The sequence below is a fragment of the Enterococcus sp. AZ078 genome (genome assembly GCF_051714985.1).
Classification (GTDB): domain Bacteria; phylum Bacillota; class Bacilli; order Lactobacillales; family Enterococcaceae; genus Enterococcus_B; species Enterococcus_B hirae.
Window position 1 is genome coordinate 1,044,927 of sequence record NZ_JBIOSW010000001.1, and the last position, 16,257, is coordinate 1,061,183.

At 35.6% G+C, this 16,257-nt stretch carries 9 protein-coding genes; 2 read left to right on the plus strand and 7 right to left on the minus strand.

The window, feature by feature from the left end; genetic code table 11:
- Window positions 1–41 precede the first annotated feature (41 nt).
- The 7 genes from IGJ18_RS05055 to celB all read right to left on the minus strand — a co-directional run bounded on the left by IGJ18_RS05055 (window position 42) and on the right by celB (window position 7,510).
- Window positions 42–1,037, minus strand: coding sequence for a DUF916 and DUF3324 domain-containing protein (locus tag IGJ18_RS05055; RefSeq protein ID WP_438842966.1), 996 nt, complete (start codon window positions 1,035–1,037; stop codon window positions 42–44).
- A gap of 16 nt (window positions 1,038–1,053) precedes the next feature.
- Window positions 1,054–1,662, minus strand: coding sequence for a WxL domain-containing protein (locus IGJ18_RS05060; RefSeq protein WP_010737308.1), 609 nt, complete (start codon window positions 1,660–1,662; stop codon window positions 1,054–1,056).
- Between the two features lie 21 nt (window positions 1,663–1,683).
- Entirely contained in the window at window positions 1,684–3,042 is a 1,359-nt protein-coding gene (locus IGJ18_RS05065) for an adhesive domain-containing protein (protein ID WP_081115063.1), read from the minus strand.
- A gap of 458 nt (window positions 3,043–3,500) precedes the next feature.
- Window positions 3,501–4,109 (minus strand): alpha/beta hydrolase, encoded by a 609-nt coding sequence (locus tag IGJ18_RS05070; RefSeq protein ID WP_088745320.1) that lies wholly within the window; start codon window positions 4,107–4,109, stop codon window positions 3,501–3,503.
- Between the two features lie 63 nt (window positions 4,110–4,172).
- A complete protein-coding gene (locus IGJ18_RS05075; protein WP_034867486.1) occupies window positions 4,173–5,147 on the minus strand; it encodes a VOC family protein in 975 nt (324 codons plus the stop codon).
- A gap of 157 nt (window positions 5,148–5,304) precedes the next feature.
- Window positions 5,305–6,024, minus strand: coding sequence for a GntR family transcriptional regulator (locus IGJ18_RS05080; RefSeq protein ID WP_010719615.1), 720 nt, complete (start codon window positions 6,022–6,024; stop codon window positions 5,305–5,307).
- Between the two features lie 214 nt (window positions 6,025–6,238).
- On the minus strand, window positions 6,239–7,510 hold the full coding sequence (gene celB, locus IGJ18_RS05085) for a PTS cellobiose transporter subunit IIC (RefSeq protein WP_010719614.1): 1,272 nt from the start codon (window positions 7,508–7,510) through the stop codon (window positions 6,239–6,241).
- 153 nt (window positions 7,511–7,663) lie between these two features.
- Here celB and IGJ18_RS05090 point away from each other — a divergent pair, with 153 nt between their 5' ends.
- Together IGJ18_RS05090 and IGJ18_RS05095 are read left to right on the plus strand one after the other, a co-directional pair.
- Window positions 7,664–9,061: a glycoside hydrolase family 1 protein gene (locus tag IGJ18_RS05090; RefSeq protein WP_094940910.1), complete on the plus strand. Its 1,398-nt coding sequence runs from the start codon at window positions 7,664–7,666 to the stop codon at window positions 9,059–9,061.
- Window positions 9,062–9,376: 315 nt separating this feature from the next.
- A complete protein-coding gene (locus tag IGJ18_RS05095; protein WP_438842967.1) occupies window positions 9,377–16,186 on the plus strand; it encodes a hypothetical protein in 6,810 nt (2,269 codons plus the stop codon).
- Window positions 16,187–16,257 lie beyond the last annotated feature (71 nt).

Below are 16,257 nucleotides of genomic sequence, written 5' to 3' on the forward strand. Positions count from 1 at the left end.
TCGTGAAAATTTAGGTAGAGTTAGTTTTTGTTTGATAACAGTTATCGTTTTTTCTTTTTTACAATATACAGTAAAAAGACAATAATGAGGATGAGAGCGAAAATAATACCTCCAGCTAGCCAAAGGAGCCAATTGTTTTGCGGCTCATCCTTTGTAGTAGATATATTTTGTTCATTATAAGTTGCAGCTGTTTTTTGCGAAATAGTAAAATTTATCTTTTGCTGCCAATTGATTTCCTTGTTTTTGACATTCGTCATTAGCTGATAGGTTCCTGGTTCGAATTCTTTTCCTTCTAAAAAAATCAAATAGTCCGTGCCGCTGTTAGGGGCGAACGAAATGGGTTGAGTCCCAGTTAGTACTGGGGTTTGTTGTTGTTCTTTTTTGATCTCATAGTGTATACGAGCACTAGATAGATAAGCAGCATTAGTATTTTCCAAAGTTGCTTTGATGGCATTTCTCTGGTTGATTTGGGTAGGTGCTGCTTTTTTTAGTTCTAAGTTCGGTTGGATTTTGTTTAGTTGTGTTTTAAGTAAGACAGCAATCTCTCGAGAAAAAACATGTTGGATATTTCCTTGTATATCTTTTTTTGGTTCTTCTTGGAGATAGAGCCCACCCGCAATTACTCCATCAAAATCTTTTTCTGGCATTTTGATGGTTAAAGGAATCTTTTTTTGTTCATGTCCCGCAAGAGTAAACTTTTGCTTATCAACAGAAACAATTTTCTCGATATCAATGGGCAAATTATTAGGACGATCTTGATTTCTACCAGAATATTCAACAACGCCTAGTTGATTGGTCTTTGCACGATTAAAGGACGGAATGATCGTGATCTCAGTTTCTTTTAGATTCGTGACTAAGACATTCAAAGTCGATTCCTGTCCAGGTTTTAGTTGTAGATCAAAATAATTGTCGTTTGTTGATGGTGTTGATTCATTGACTTGTATTTGTGCATCAAAACTTTGTAAGGATTCGCCGTAGATGTTAAGATTTCCCATCAGTAGAAAGAAGAAGGGTAGTATCCAAAACCACTTTTTCACGATCATTCCTCCTTTCTTAGTTGGTTGGACTGAATGAGAAAGTCCAATTTAATATAGTAGTATATTGTTCGGCTACTTTATTTGTATTCGCTGGAACAGATAAGCTGAATTGATTGATCGCTAGTGCAGTATCACCCGAGTTTTGACCTGCGGTTGCATCTAAAATCGTAGCATCTTGATTGAATACTTGGATCGCTAATTCATCGTTTTCATAGGCACTGGTAGGGGCTAATCCTAAGTTATTTGTAAGTGCGCCAAAAGATAAATTGAGCTGTGCACCTGATAGCTCAACATCATCCGCTGTTTTGAACTGGTCAGTTTGAGATAACTTGACTGTCCATGTAGCTGCAGGATTTCCTCGGTTGTCTCGAACAGCTACGGTTCCAGTAGTAGGTGTAGAGCCGGTTTGTTCACCTGTAGCAGTAGCAATCCAGTTTTCAGCAGCTGCAGTTTGCAAGGGATGATCCCCAAAGTCTAAATTAGTTGGTATACCGCCAGCATAGTCAAATTCAAGTGCGCCTTCCACATAGGCCACTTCTCCTTGGGTTTGTGAATCAGCAAAAACGAGAGAACTTGAAAACAAGCTGATCCCCAAGACAAAAAAAGATAACGTTTTCTTTTTCATTTCTTCTTCCTCCTAAATAAATTACGGTGTATCCGATAAGAGCCATTCCACCATTGTTTGGTAGGTTCCCTTTGTTTTCAGACTTTCTTTGGGAACCGCTAATGAGAACTGATTGATTGCTAATTGGACTTGACCAGGATCAGTTACACCATTTAATTTGAGTAATGTTTGTTGCGTGCCTATAGATAGAGGGACCATTTGATTAGCAGTACTTGTGATCCCAGTGATAGGAAAGGTAGTTGTTAAATCTGCTGTTGAGATTTGTAATTGGGACGTTAATTGATTGGTTCCGTTTTGCCAAGGACTAAGTTGTTGGACTTTTATTTGCCAATTTTTTACAACTGTCCGTGTATCAGTAATCGAAATCGATCCGGTAGTTACTTGATTGTTATTGGTGGCTACTAAGTGCTCATCCTGTTGGGTCTGGATCAAGTGCTGACCAAAGTTCAAGTGAGTCGGCAAGCTTGTGGTCTGCCAGGTGAGTGCTCCGGCTGAAAAATAAACAGGTGTTGTACCAGTAGTAGGTCCTAACTGAATCGTCGACTGATCTGTTTGAATAAAACCGCCCTTAAAATTAGCTGTTAGATCTTGGGTCAATTTGGGCGAAGATAAAAGAAATGGTAGCGAAACACTCGTATTACCTAAAATCGAAGCAGCAACCAAATTTTTACTATTATCAGAAGTTGGTGAATTTAAACTCGTAATAAATTGAGACAAAGCTGTGACAAAGGGGGACAATAATGTTCCTAAAACAGTCCCAATCAGCGGTAAAGCTTGGACGATCGTTAATAAATTTTGAATCCGATTTTTTAATGTCGTTGTCAGGATGGGTAATAGCCCTTGACTAATCGCTACGCCATATTGAGTGCTTGAGCGTGGGACGATAGCTAGAGTAAGATTCTGGGCACCAAAAGTTTCCGAACGTAATTCTGACAATGCCTGATTAACCGCTGTTTTATTTTGTGTGGAAACTAAAGGTGAGTTGACGATCAACGAAATCACAGAGGTTATGGTCGGCAAAATCAATTGTAAAGGGGACTGACTAAGTGGCACAGTAACAGTAGTTTGAACAGTCGCATTCCCATTAGGTTGGATATACCCGACCATTTCAGTCGGTGCTTCTAAAATGGCATATTTATCGCCAGTTGTGATAACCCCAGCGCTGATGCCATTTTTTCCTTCAATGAGAAAAGTGACAGGGACATTTACTCGATTTAAAAAAGGCGCATTTGGACTGGTTTGACTGTTATTAGTTGCGGTAGTCGTACCAAATAAATTTAACGAAACTGCTTGAACAACATTTGTTTGTGCAAGCACTGACAGAAGTGTCAATAACAGAAAGATTACTTGTTGAATCTGTTTTCTTTTTTTGTGAAGCATCGTGCCCCCTCCCTAATGAGTGAACCATATTAACTCGACAAAAAAATGGCGAACGCTAAAATGATTGCAACTCTGATTAATTAAACTATAGCAATTTTTCGGAAATCTAGCTAATCAAAAACTCATTTTTTCCTAATTTTTATAATGGAAATCCATATTCTACAGTTTTTTCAAATGAGGAATGTTTCTATTTATCTTTAATATGATGCGTTTATAATGAGGGGGAGCCAAGAAGGATTTTCCAAAATGAAAGTTAAAAGAGATGATTTGAGAAAAATGGATAGTTGGATCTAGCACTTACATTCATTTTTCTGTTTCGTGAGTAGAGGTCGAAACAAAAAAATACGCCCCAAAAATTGTCGTTTTCACGTACAACTTTTGGAGCGTACCTCATTATAGAGTCTTTGAAAAAGAGACTTTGAAAAAATAATCCGATGCATCACAACCTTCGTCCAATATTAGTTAACCGAAAGCGAAGAAAGCCAACTTTTTGCGGCAATTAATTCAGCCTTTGTTAATTGATGACCAGTAAACGTTTCTTGGAATGTGAGGTGAGCTTTTTGCATTTCAAAATCTTTGATCAGATTCGTAATCGCTATAGAGGAGACGATTGGATCGGTCTTGCTGTAAGAAAGCCAGATCTGAGTATCAGTCATTACTTTTGCTGGATAATTGACGTTTAAAGACATTGGATGAAAAAGGATTCCTTTTCGCAGCTCAGTATTTCTTGATAATAGCAAGTGAGCAGCGATATTCGCTCCATTGGAATAGCCTACGATCACCCAGTCATGTAACGAGATGTTTTCTTTTTGGCTAACTGCTGAGATTTCATGGTATAGAAGCGCTGTTTCTTCTGCTAAACTCTGGTAATCGAATTGATTCAACCCATTCCGTCGAAAGAAGCGATTCATTCCGTCTTCTTTGATTGAACCACGAAAAGAAAGAATCGTAGCATCCGGTTCAAGGAACTGGGCGGTTTCAAGTAATGAATATTCATCGCCACCTGTACCATGAAGAAGGAGTAAATTTCTACTTGTTTGTTTTCCCGCTTGAAAAAAATATTCCATGATTTGACCTCTTTTTCTTGAAAATTATGTTTCTTGAAAACGACTGTCTGGATAGAAAGAAGATCATTCTCGTTGTTGGTTGGCATCCTGAGTATCGAAGGGACGAATGTACGCTTCGATTTCTTCTCTTTTACTTTCGAGTTGTGGTGGGAGTGATAGTTTTTCGCCAGCTGTATCTGCTGATTCATCTCCAAAAAAACCAGGTCCATCTGTTGCTAATTCAAAGAGAACGTGGGTGGCAGCTAAGAAGTATTCTGATTGGAAGTAGAAGCGATCCACAAACCCTGAACTTGGTACGTTTATCTGATTGATCACATGGATCCAGTGACGTAAGGCTTCTTCATCAGCGACACGCAAGGCAAGGTGATGGATATTGCCGAATCCTTCGATTGCTTTTGGTAAATCTGCTCGCTGTTCAACAATGATGCTTGCTCCATTACCGCCTTGACCGACTTCAAAGAGCGAAAAAGCTCCTGTTTGATCAGTAAGTTTAAACTCTAAAGTCTGTTCTAATAGTAACTGTAATGGTTCCATTTGACTCACTCGGACAAAAACTGGTCCCAAGCCTGTAATTGCATATTCTGATGGAATATTGCTGTTCTTCCAAGGAGTACCACCAGCAACACCTGTATTGTTTTCATCAGAAATCAATTGATAGAATTGATGGTCAAAGTCTTCAAACTCCAGATATTTTTTTGAAAAACGTTCCTTGATCGCAGAGTGAAGAACATTCTTTTCTTCAAAGCGTTTGAACCAATAAGTCAATGCTTCATCAGTTGGTACTCGAAAAGACACTCTAGAAATCGTATCCGTTCCTTTACTTCCTTGAGGTTGATTAGGAAAAGCGAAAAAAGTCATGTCAGTTCCAGGGGAGCCGTATTCATCTGTAAAATAAAGGTGATACGTTTCGATATCATCTTGGTTGATCGTTTTTTTTACTAAGCGCATTCCTAAAATATCCGTAAAAAAACGATAAATTTTAGTGGGACTTGAAGTCATAGCGGTAACATGGTGGATGCCTTTGATTTGAGTATCCATGGGAGTTCCTCCTTTGAACTTACAAAAAGTAAGTATTGTGTTAGTTACAGTATAGTGAGTGGGAACGTTTCTGGCAATTATTCTGTTTGACTCTGCTCTTTTGTAAACACCAAAAAATCCGTTTCACAATAGTTTCCTATTTTTGAAACGGATTTTTTTAGTTTGAACGGACATCAAGTAAGGAATAGTTGCGGACATCAAACCGATTTCTACTAGATGAATATTCGATGGGCTGACCATCTTTTAGATAAACGACTTGTTGCACATCCAAAACAGGATCTATTTCCGAACAATTCAAGTATTCCTGATCAAAGTGCGTACTTTTATCTGCTGAAATTGCTCGATAGGCGCCTGCAAAATGAAGATTTAGATCTTGGTGCAAGTAATCATAGATAGAAGAAAGCAGATGTTCTTTTTTTAGCCCTGGAACTAAATGTACAGGCATAAATGTATGTTCCAAAATATAAGGTTCGTTGTCTAAAATTCGTAAACGGTGAATATTATAAACAGGTTGTTCGGCACCAATCATTAATTTTTCTTGAATAAATGGGTTCGGAAACTCGACATCAAATTGAATGATTTGACTCGTCAGTGAACGATGACGACGCTTCATTTGATGACTGAGTCCCTCATACTCATTGGCAGGGGAGGTATCTTTCTCGATAAAAGGATGATCTAAAATTTTGGTTCCAGCCCCTCTTTGCGAATAAACTAATCCTTCCATAGCTAGAATATTGATGGCTTTTTTGATGGTCATTCGACTTGCGCCAAATTCTTCGACTAAAGTGATCTGATTAGGCAAAAAGCTGTTTGGTGGATATTCTTTTGAACGGATTCTTTCCCTTAAAACATTTGCGATTTCTTCATATTTTGGCACGTTATTCACCTCGTATTGAGTATAACGAAAGTTATTTCGTTCGACAAGAAAGAAATAACGAAGTTTAGTTGTTGAATCACTCATTTCAATGAAACAAGCATGAACAAATCAATTCACATCATTCCATGTTTTGACTGTTCATGCTAGATTATAAAATTTGCTTAATCTCTATTAGAAAGAAGATGATTTGCTTCACAGGTGAGTAGATAAGGCTTTACACAACGTCTAAATCAGGTTGTTTATCTAATACTTTTAAGAATGGGTACCAAATAAAAGCGACGATCACAAAATCGACTACTTGTAAGAGACCGCCTAGCCATGAATTGGTAGCTAAAACACCACTAGCAATGATCGGCACAGTCCACGGAACTGAAACACCTGTAGGCGGAGGAACGATGCCAGCTGCCATCATCAAGTAGTTGAACGTTGTCACGACCAAAGGAGCAACGACCCAAGGAATCAAAATGGTTGCGTTCAATACGATTGGTAGACCAAAAATTGCAGGTTCATTGACATTGAAGATTCCAGGTGCTAGCGCTAAACGACCAACATCACGGTATTGTTTTTTCTTCAAGACAAAAGCCATCAATAATACTACTGCTAACGTCATTCCAGAGCCACCGATACCAACGGTAAAGGTTTCCATAAATGGTTTTGTGATGATATGTGGTAGTTCTTTCCCATGCTGATAAGCTTCTAAATTATCAAGCATCAATGTATTCCAGATAGGGTCCATAACAGAATTAACAATAATTTGACCGTGAAGACCAAAGAACCACAAAAATTGAACAAAGAATAAGGCAATCAACGTGGCAGGTAAACTACTACCTAAACCAGTTAGAGGTTTTTGGATAACTTCATAGACTAAGTCATGAAGGTTCGCATTAAATACGCCAGTCATGACAGCGTTGATGATCAAGAAAACAGTCAATGTGACTACAGCTGGAATCAAAGCGGCAAAAGATTTCGTTACTGCAGGTGGTACGCCATCAGGCATTTTAATTTGCCAACCACGTTTGGTGATTCGACAGTAGATTTCCGCAGCTAAAAAGGCAGCAATCATTCCAATGAACATTCCTTTAGCACCTAGACGATCAAGTGATAGGACACCCGAAACTTCTTCACCACCAGCTGTTGTCATCACAAAAGGTGTGAGAATCAAAAAGCTTGCGAATGAAACAGCGCCACCAAAAATACCTTCTACATCATATGATTTTGATAAATAATAGCCGATACCAAATGTAACAAAAACGGACATGATACTCATCGTCGCATTTTGACCATTACCAAAAAGGGTGCTTAACGTGCCTTTGGTACCATCACTGAAGAACGGTAGATTATTCACAACGACCACAATTGATCCAAACATTGTTAGCGGAAATGACAACATAAATGCATCCCGTAACACAGTTAAGTAACGGTTTTGCCCTAAAAGATTGGCTAAGGGCATAATTTTTTGAGAAAGTTTATCCATAAAACCATTCATTTTTTTCACCTCAAATTTATTTTGCAATCGATTACAAACGTAGTATAACGTCTGTCTGTTTAAATGTCTAGTCATTTTTATCAAAAGTATTGATTTATTTTCAGTGATTGTTTATGATTACGGTAATTACTAAAAGAATTGAGGGATTATGAAATGAAACACTACGATTTTCCAAAGAATTTTTGGTGGGGAACCGCCGCAAGTGGACCACAAACAGAAGGCAGAATCAAAGGAGATGGGAAAGGAGAAAACATTTGGGACTATTGGTATGATCTAGAGCCAGAAAAATTTTTCAATCAAGTTGGTCCTGAGAAAACCTCTCAAGTTTACACGAAATATCGAGAAGACGTTCAATTGATGAAAGAGACAGGTCATAATACTTTCCGAACATCCATTCAATGGAGTCGTCTATTCCCTAAAGGAAAAGGAGAAGTGAATCAACAGGCTGTATCATTTTACCGTTCATATTTTACAGAATTACTGGAGCAGGGAATTGAACCATTTGTCAATTTATATCATTTTGATATGCCTTTAGAATTACAACAAACAGGTGGCTGGTTGTCTCGTGATACGGTTGACGCCTATGTGGCCTATGCAAAAACCTGTTTTGAGTTATTTGGGGATTTAGTAAAGAAATGGTTTACCCATAATGAACCGATTGTTCCAGTAGAAGGCGGTTATCTCTATCAGTTTCATTATCCTAACCATATCAATCTAAAAGAGGCTATTCAAGTTGGTTTCCACGAAAATTTGGCAAGTGCCAAAGCAATTGAAGCCTATCATAAGATGGGACAAAAAGGAGAAATTGGAATCATTTTGAATTTAACTCCTAGCTACCCGCGAGACGAAACAAACCCTGAGGATGTCAAGGCTGCTAGAATCGCTGATGCTTTTTTCAATCGTTCTTTTCTTGATCCTGCAGTAAAAGGAGAGTTTCCATCAGAGTTGGTTGCTATTGTGAAAGAATTAGCGATAATGCCAGAGATGGGGCCCGATGACTTAACGATTATCAAAGAAAATACGATTGATCTATTAGGAATCAATTATTATCAACCTCGGAGAATCAAGGCAAAAGAAACACCGATTGATCATCAGAATGGACCAATGCCAGAAGATTATTTTGATTATTATGATATGCCTAATAAAAAAATGAATATCTATCGTGGTTGGGAAATTTATGAAAAAGGGATCTATGATATCTTGACGAATACGAGAGAGAACTATGGCAATATCAAATGTTATATCTCTGAAAATGGTATGGGTGTAGAAGGGGAAGAACGTTTCGTTAACTCGGAAGGCGTGATTGAAGATGATTATCGGATCACTTTTGTCACAGACCATCTGAAATATGTGCATCAGGCAATCCAAGAAGGAACGAATTGTGTGGGTTACCACATGTGGACTTGCATGGATAACTGGTCTTGGACGAACGCTTATAAAAACCGTTATGGACTGATTGCTGTCGATCTAAACAAAGACGGTAAACGGACGATTAAAAAGTCGGGCCATTGGTTTAAAACCGTAGCCATGAAAAATGGGTTTGAAGCCTAAAAATTTTTGTAAATAGTTTTTAGAATAAAAACGAATGAAACTGGGACAAAAAGTTGTGAAGTACAAAGGTCATAATCACAATAAACGATTTTATTATTTTTACCAATCTTCAGAAATTTCAGCTTATCGGCTTATTTCTTGAGAATAAAAACTTTTTGTCTCAATTTCATTGGTTTATTACATAAAAAATGGTAGGAAACAATACTAAAAAGCAGTGTGAACCGACACAGTTATCCATACTAGTAAGAACAAGGATACGAGTGATTAAAATTTGTTGCAATTTACAAAAACGGACGATAAAGAAAAGGAGATCGAATGGAAAAAAACGAAGGTTTATTTAATGTATATTTTAAAGCAGATCGAGTGGACTATGGAAAAAATGGCTATGAATCGATCAATTTAAAGAATAACCCGAATTTGATGTCAGATAGTATTTATTTATATAATCTTTTATTCATGAATAAGCCGGCATTTGTTCCAAGGGATTGGGAACAACACCAAGTTAACTTTGAAAGATATGTTATGCCGCGTTTAACTGTGAACGAACAATCAATAGTTAGAGAATGGATAAATACTCTTCATAAAAATGAATTGTTACAGTACAGATCTTTAGAGGAAATGGCGAAAACTTACGTTACTTTTCATAAGCTGTTAAAAAAAATAACTAATGAAGCGGAACAAGCTTTTGAAGATCAGTTTAAAGATGTTCAGTCATTAGATCAGCAATCACGAAAGAAAACAATCGATATCTATAGTTTTTATCATAAGATTTCTAATGAAAAAACAGCAGAATCAACTAAAAGACTAGAAGCGCAGGTCAGTGATTTGTTGATCAAACCAGTGGTAAATAAAGGTGAAAATAGTCCTAATTGGTTTAATGATTTAGTGAGAGCAGTTATGGTTCTGGAGCGAGGGATAGAGTCAGAGAAACTAAAAACAAAAATATTTACTGAAATAAAAAAATCCGGTAATCAACCTGTTCTTGAAGAAAAATGGGATTCATTCATCAAAAACCATGCGATTCCACGCATGCAAAAAAATAATGGTTTGGATAAAGTCTATTATGAATTATCTCAAACAATCAATGTTTTGAACAAGAAAATTAAGGTATCTGTAGAAGAAGCACAGTCTGTTTCTTCTGTTTTTTATAATAAAATATTTCCCAATTTACTCCGTTTGCCTGACATGTCTCATCTGGAAAAAATAGCAATTTATGAAATTTATATCGATGAAAGTAACTTATTACAGAAAACCAAAAATAAAATAAAAAAAACTTTGGAGAAAAATTTATTAAAAAAAGAAAAAAAGAAACTTGAAGAAGTCAAGCTTTTAAAAAAACAAAATATTCAGATGATAGAAGAGGTAGGACCGCATGATTTATTAGCCCTTGAAGAAATACAGCGAGGAAAGCAAAAAGCAACAGTAGATTTTTTTACAGCTATTTATAAAAAGTATGGTGCATTAAATAGAACAACAATGACTAGAGAAAAATATTTAAGTGAAGAAGTACAGCGAGGAAAGCAAAAAGCAACGGGGGATCTTTTTACAGTTATTTATGAAAAGAATGGTGCATTGAATAGAACAGCAATTTCTAGAGAAGCGAAGAAATATTTAAGCAAAGTAGGCTATTTAGAATTTGAATTTATAGTACATAATAGTGAACAAAAAAATCATATAATAAAACAAGAATCCACTTCTTTAAGTGTACTTAAATCTATGCTTAAACGGAAAGATTTATCTCCTTATGCAGTGAAAGCTTATTGTTTAGCCTATTTAGAAGAGCGACAACTGGAAAGCAATATCAAAAAACTTTGGAGAAAACCTTTTTTGAAAGATTTAACACCAGAAGAGATTAAAGTAGTGGAGAATCTAGTTTCTGAAAAAAGATTATGTCTACAATTGGGGAAGGAAGTAGGACCAGAACTTGCAGTCAGATATGAAAGAAGCAATCAAGATAATCAAGTAGAACGACTGAAATTGTTCAATGAAATGGCTCAAAAGGTTTTTTCAGTGACTTGTCGCCAATTCATCAAAGAGCAAGCTAAAAAATGTTTGAGTGCAACGAATTATACTCGATTTGAAGTAGCTCAAATGATACGAAATATAGAGAGAAAAAAAGGGTTACAGGAGAGAGAAAAAAACAATTTTTTTGATCCGATTATTAATAGTCAAGATTTATCTTCTAACGAAATTAGAGCCTATTGTCTAGCCTATTTAGAAGAGCAACAAATGGAGAGCAACATCAAAAAAAATTTGAGAAAACCTTTTTTGAAAGAGTTGAAACCAGAAGAAATATTGAAAGTGAAGAATCTAGTTTCAGAAAAAAGATTATATTTACAATTAGGAAAAGAAGTAGGTCCAGAACTTGCAACTAAGCTTGACAATAGCAAGGAAAGCGACCAAGTAGTCCTATCTCAATTGTTCAAAGAGATGGATCAAAAAGCTTTTTCGGTAACTTGTCGCCAATTCATCAAAGAGCAAGCTAAAAAACATTTAAGTGAAGAAAACTATGTGAGATTTGAAATAGGTCACGTGATACGAGAGGGAGAGAGTAAAAAAAATTTACAGGAATGGGAAGAAACAGATTTTCTTAATCCATTTCTTAGTCGCGAAAATTTATCTCCTAACGAAATTAGAGCTTATGAGATAGCTTATCTAGAAATGAAATACGAACCATTTAGCCAAATGAATAGTTGGAAAAAGAGTTTACAACAATATTTTGAGAAAAACTTAACAAGTGAAGAAAGAAATGAAGTGCAAGCCTTAGTTCCTCAAAAAAGAGTTCTTATCCAATTGTCAAAAGAGCTAGATTTAAAAAACGTATTCCAGCTTGAAGAAATACAGCAAGGAAAACAAGAAGGAAGGCTTGGTTTTTTCACAGATATTTATGAAAAATCCTTTTCAACGACTAACCAAGAATACATCAAAACACAAGCAAAAATATATTTAAGTCCTGCTAACCATGCTGAATTTGCAGTGAAAAGTCAGATGCAAGATGCATTGAGAGAAAAAGGATTAAAGCTAGCGAATATTAAGTTTAGCGAAGATAAAATTCGGGTGTTTCTTGACCAGAAAATGCAATCACCACTTGAAATTAGAGCGTATTACTTAACCTGTATAGAAGAACAAGTTATACCAATGGATATCAAAAAAAGTTTGATACACGCTTTGAAAAAAGATTTAACTGTAGACGAAAATCTGAAATTGTCAGAACTCATTTCAGAACAACAAAGACTTATCCACTTGTCTGAAGAAATAGGCCCAGAACGTACATTGGAATTCTTAAAAATAAAAAAAGAAAACAAAGCAGCAACAATTGATTTCTTTACAGATTTATATAACAACGTATCTTCCTATACCCAACAATGGATAAAAGAACAGGCATCGTTACATTTAAATCAAAAAGAACATTTAGAGTTTACTAAAAAAATCAAACTAAAAGAAATAATCAAAGAAGGTGGGCCTGATTTAAAAGCATCTGCAGTCTATAACCAATCTAAACGAGTATTCGAAAAAGCAATGAGTCTTCCAGTCATTGAAGAGCTGCAAGTGAAAAACGGGCTGCAACAAGTCAATGCTAATCTTTTAGATCCTCTTGAACTTAGGCGATTAAACAAGGAACAACTAATCGATTCTTTGGTCAAAGTCCAAGTGAGATTTCCACATTGGGAACAACGTTTAAAAGATCAAGCAATCGACCGCTCCATCTCGCATTTAAACGATTTAGAAAAAAAAGAGATCAAGACTTCTTTAAAAGTTAAAGAATTGAAAGGATTTTTAAATACAGTTAAGTTTCATGATTCCGATGGATTTAGCTCAATTTGGGGTTATGCGAAATTTCACGTTGACAATGATCGTAGAATTATTAAACTCCAAAAAATTAAAGAACAACTAGATGAGATCGCACCAGCCAATTTACTTCAGCCAGTTGTTGTAAAAATATTAACGAATAATAGGTGTGATTATCGAGATCTAAAACTAAGAGAAGCTATTGTGTCCCATGATGAAACAGCGATTGAAATCAATCGTCAATTAAAAAGTGAATTTAAAGCAATGGGTGTAACATTTAAAGAGGTAAGTAGAAATCAAATACTAAGAAGAATATTCAAAAATCTTGATAAGGGACTAAAGTCAGAAAAAGAACAAATTGCGGAGGTTCTGTCAGATTCCAACTTACACTATAATAATTTACTAAATACATTGCTCGTTCAGTTTGAAAAGAAGGTACATGAGTATATTCCATATTTAGATACGTTGATTCAAAAGGATTATGAGGATAAAGGTGACGTGTCATTAACGAATAAAAGGATTTTAGAACTTGTAGAAAACGAACCGGGCCTTAAAGATTTACTCGTTTGTTGCCAAAATATGCTGCCTTCTTATCCTTTAAAAAATTATGCTCAGACGATTCCAATGGTGTCTACCTATTTTGCTAATTTAGCGCATCAAATTGAGGAAACATATCAAAGTCCAGGAAAAAAATTAGCAAAGCAAATTTTCATGCTAGGGAAACTGGATCCATTATATTGTGCAAAAATGATTCAGTACTTGAGCGCACAATACACTAATAAGCAACCTAACCCTTTACCAATACATCCAAATATTTTAATACAAAATAAAATGGAGAAGATAGTAGAAAGCTATCATGACCTATACCCACTTCCGTCCATGCGTAGCGAATTGACTGGCAAAAAAGTAGTTAATAAAGTGGCTAATGAAGTAGTTGGAAATGTTGAAAGGCCAATCTCAACACCAATCATAGAGCAATCAAGTCAGCCGTTTGATTGGAGTCCTTCTGTCATTTTAAATCAGGAAGTAAGACCGACTGAAACAGCTAAGGCAATTGTTGCGTTTCACAATAAATACCATGATCTAGAGATGACTAAGCAGTTTACAGCTTTTGCAACGAAACCAAGGCTTGAGAGAGAAAAAGACAAAACCAATACAACTAAAGAAGAGAGTCTCAAAGAAGTTGCCTACCAAGAATTTCTTAAGAAAAAAAAGAGCTATAAAAAATCAAAAACTTCCGCTGGAAGAGAGATTGCTCATGAAGAAATGGAACTAGCATTAAAAAAATATCAGCATGTCGTGCAAAAAAAACAAGATCAAAAAGAATGTGCGAACAATATGGAGAATCAAGAATTAGTTCGAGCAGGTGTGTATTTGACTCAACAATTACAGTCAGATGAGCTGACGAATTATCTGGTGGAACGAATGATTGCTCCTGAAAATAGGAGACCCGCTAATGTTCAATTGCAATATTTTATTAAAGAATTAGTACATGATTTAAATACAGCAACAGAAAGAGAAGCGGCAATTCAAACGATCATGCAACCCTATTTAAGTGTGGAAGAAAGACAAAAGTTTTATGCTTTTATGAAGCAGGATACGTATCTTCAACAGTTTCTTAAGCAAGAAAACCTATCGAAAATTGAATTAAAAGCATGTGTTAGTGCTTGCCTACATAAAAGTGATTTGCCATTTAAAGAACAAGTGGATCAGAAACTAGATGTTTTTTTAACAGACAAGGAACAACGTCAGTTGAAAGAAATGGTTAGTCAAAAAGAGATAGTACGTGTCTTAGCAGAACAACGGGATTATGAAACAGCAGTGAAATTTGAAAAGGTATTAAAGAAAGAAGAAGTAGGTGAGATAAATTGGCTAGTATCCATTTATGATGATACGCCATTCCTATTAATAAAAGAATCAATTACATCACTGATTGATTCTTCTTTTAATGAAGCAGATCGTATGCAATTTTATAATAAAATTAACTCTAACCATAAGCTGAAAGACCTTAGCAAACAAGTATCTCTTACTACAGCAGAAGGAGAAAATTCTCGGTCAAACAAGGAAGACATGTTTTCGTTAGTTTCTGCAATCAGTCCAGAAGTTGCAGAGAGGATAGAAGCAACTAACTTAAAACGATTGCCATTAATTGCTGAAATAAAAGAAAATCTAGAAGAGAAAGGGATCAAGTATTATCTTCCTGAAATAATCAAAGAAATTGGAAAGATAGATTGGAACAACCATCAGGGAAATTCTGAAAATGAATTAATAAAAGAAAAATTGAGACAAGTAAGCATAACTTGTTCAGATGAGCAAATAGAAAATTGGAGAGATATATTTTTTGATAACTTTATAGAAGGCATAAGGATAGGGGATTTAAATGAACAAAAAGAAATATATCCTTTAAGTGGAATGGGAGTAACATTTAACACAACTATTGAAAAAATAAACGAACTTTTAAAGAAAAAAAATGAGGAACAAATGAATCAAGTGGAAAGCCCATCAATGAAGAAATCTTTAGATGAGGCAAAAGAAAACTTAATCGAAGAAATTGAACAATCTGTGCGTATGATTAACCCAAACGATAAAAAAAGGACTATAGAAGATCAATTTGTTGAAAATTTTACTCGTTGCAGCATTCAAAAGTATGGAGGAAAAGGTTTCCCAGTCAAAAATATTTTAGAGGAATCACCTACATTGAAAAAGGTATTGTTAAAAAAATTACCCGCTATTAATCTTTCTTACCCTATTGAATTACGTAAGCTAATCAATGAATGGTATGAAAATACCCCATTCTCTCCATTTTTAAAAGAATATAATGAAACAGAACAAGAAAGAATCCAAGTTGAGAAATCCATTTACAAATTATTTTATAATGATGACAATTATTGTGCAGAAAATATGCGTGTGATGCTTGTCGATTATGCGGGTATATCGGTAAGTTTAGACCCAAGAGATAGAGAAATGTATGGTTATCCCCTAAGAAAGAAGGCAGAATCAGTACTAGTGGGCTATAAAGAAGTAATGAAAAAACAAGGTATATCAAAGATACTTCCGAAAGAATTACAAGAATTGCAGAAAAACATTCCTGGGCAAACAAAAAGTACTATGATCTCATTTGATTTTATCACGCAAAATGATCAATCAGTGAAGGGCAATCAAAGAACGCAAGTTAGCATGCAACAAATAATGGAAAAAGCAGGAAATTGCTCTACTAATTCACCATTGGTACCAGAAAGAACACACGGCACGTCAATAAACAGAGGTGAAAGCACAAATGAGAGGAGCATGCCTAACGATAGACAATTATCAGAAAAACTTAGTTATAATCGATGAATTTGGAAATCATCTTTCTTGAGTTCAGTATTCTTCCTGATTGCCATCTGACTTGAAGAAAAAGTCAGTCA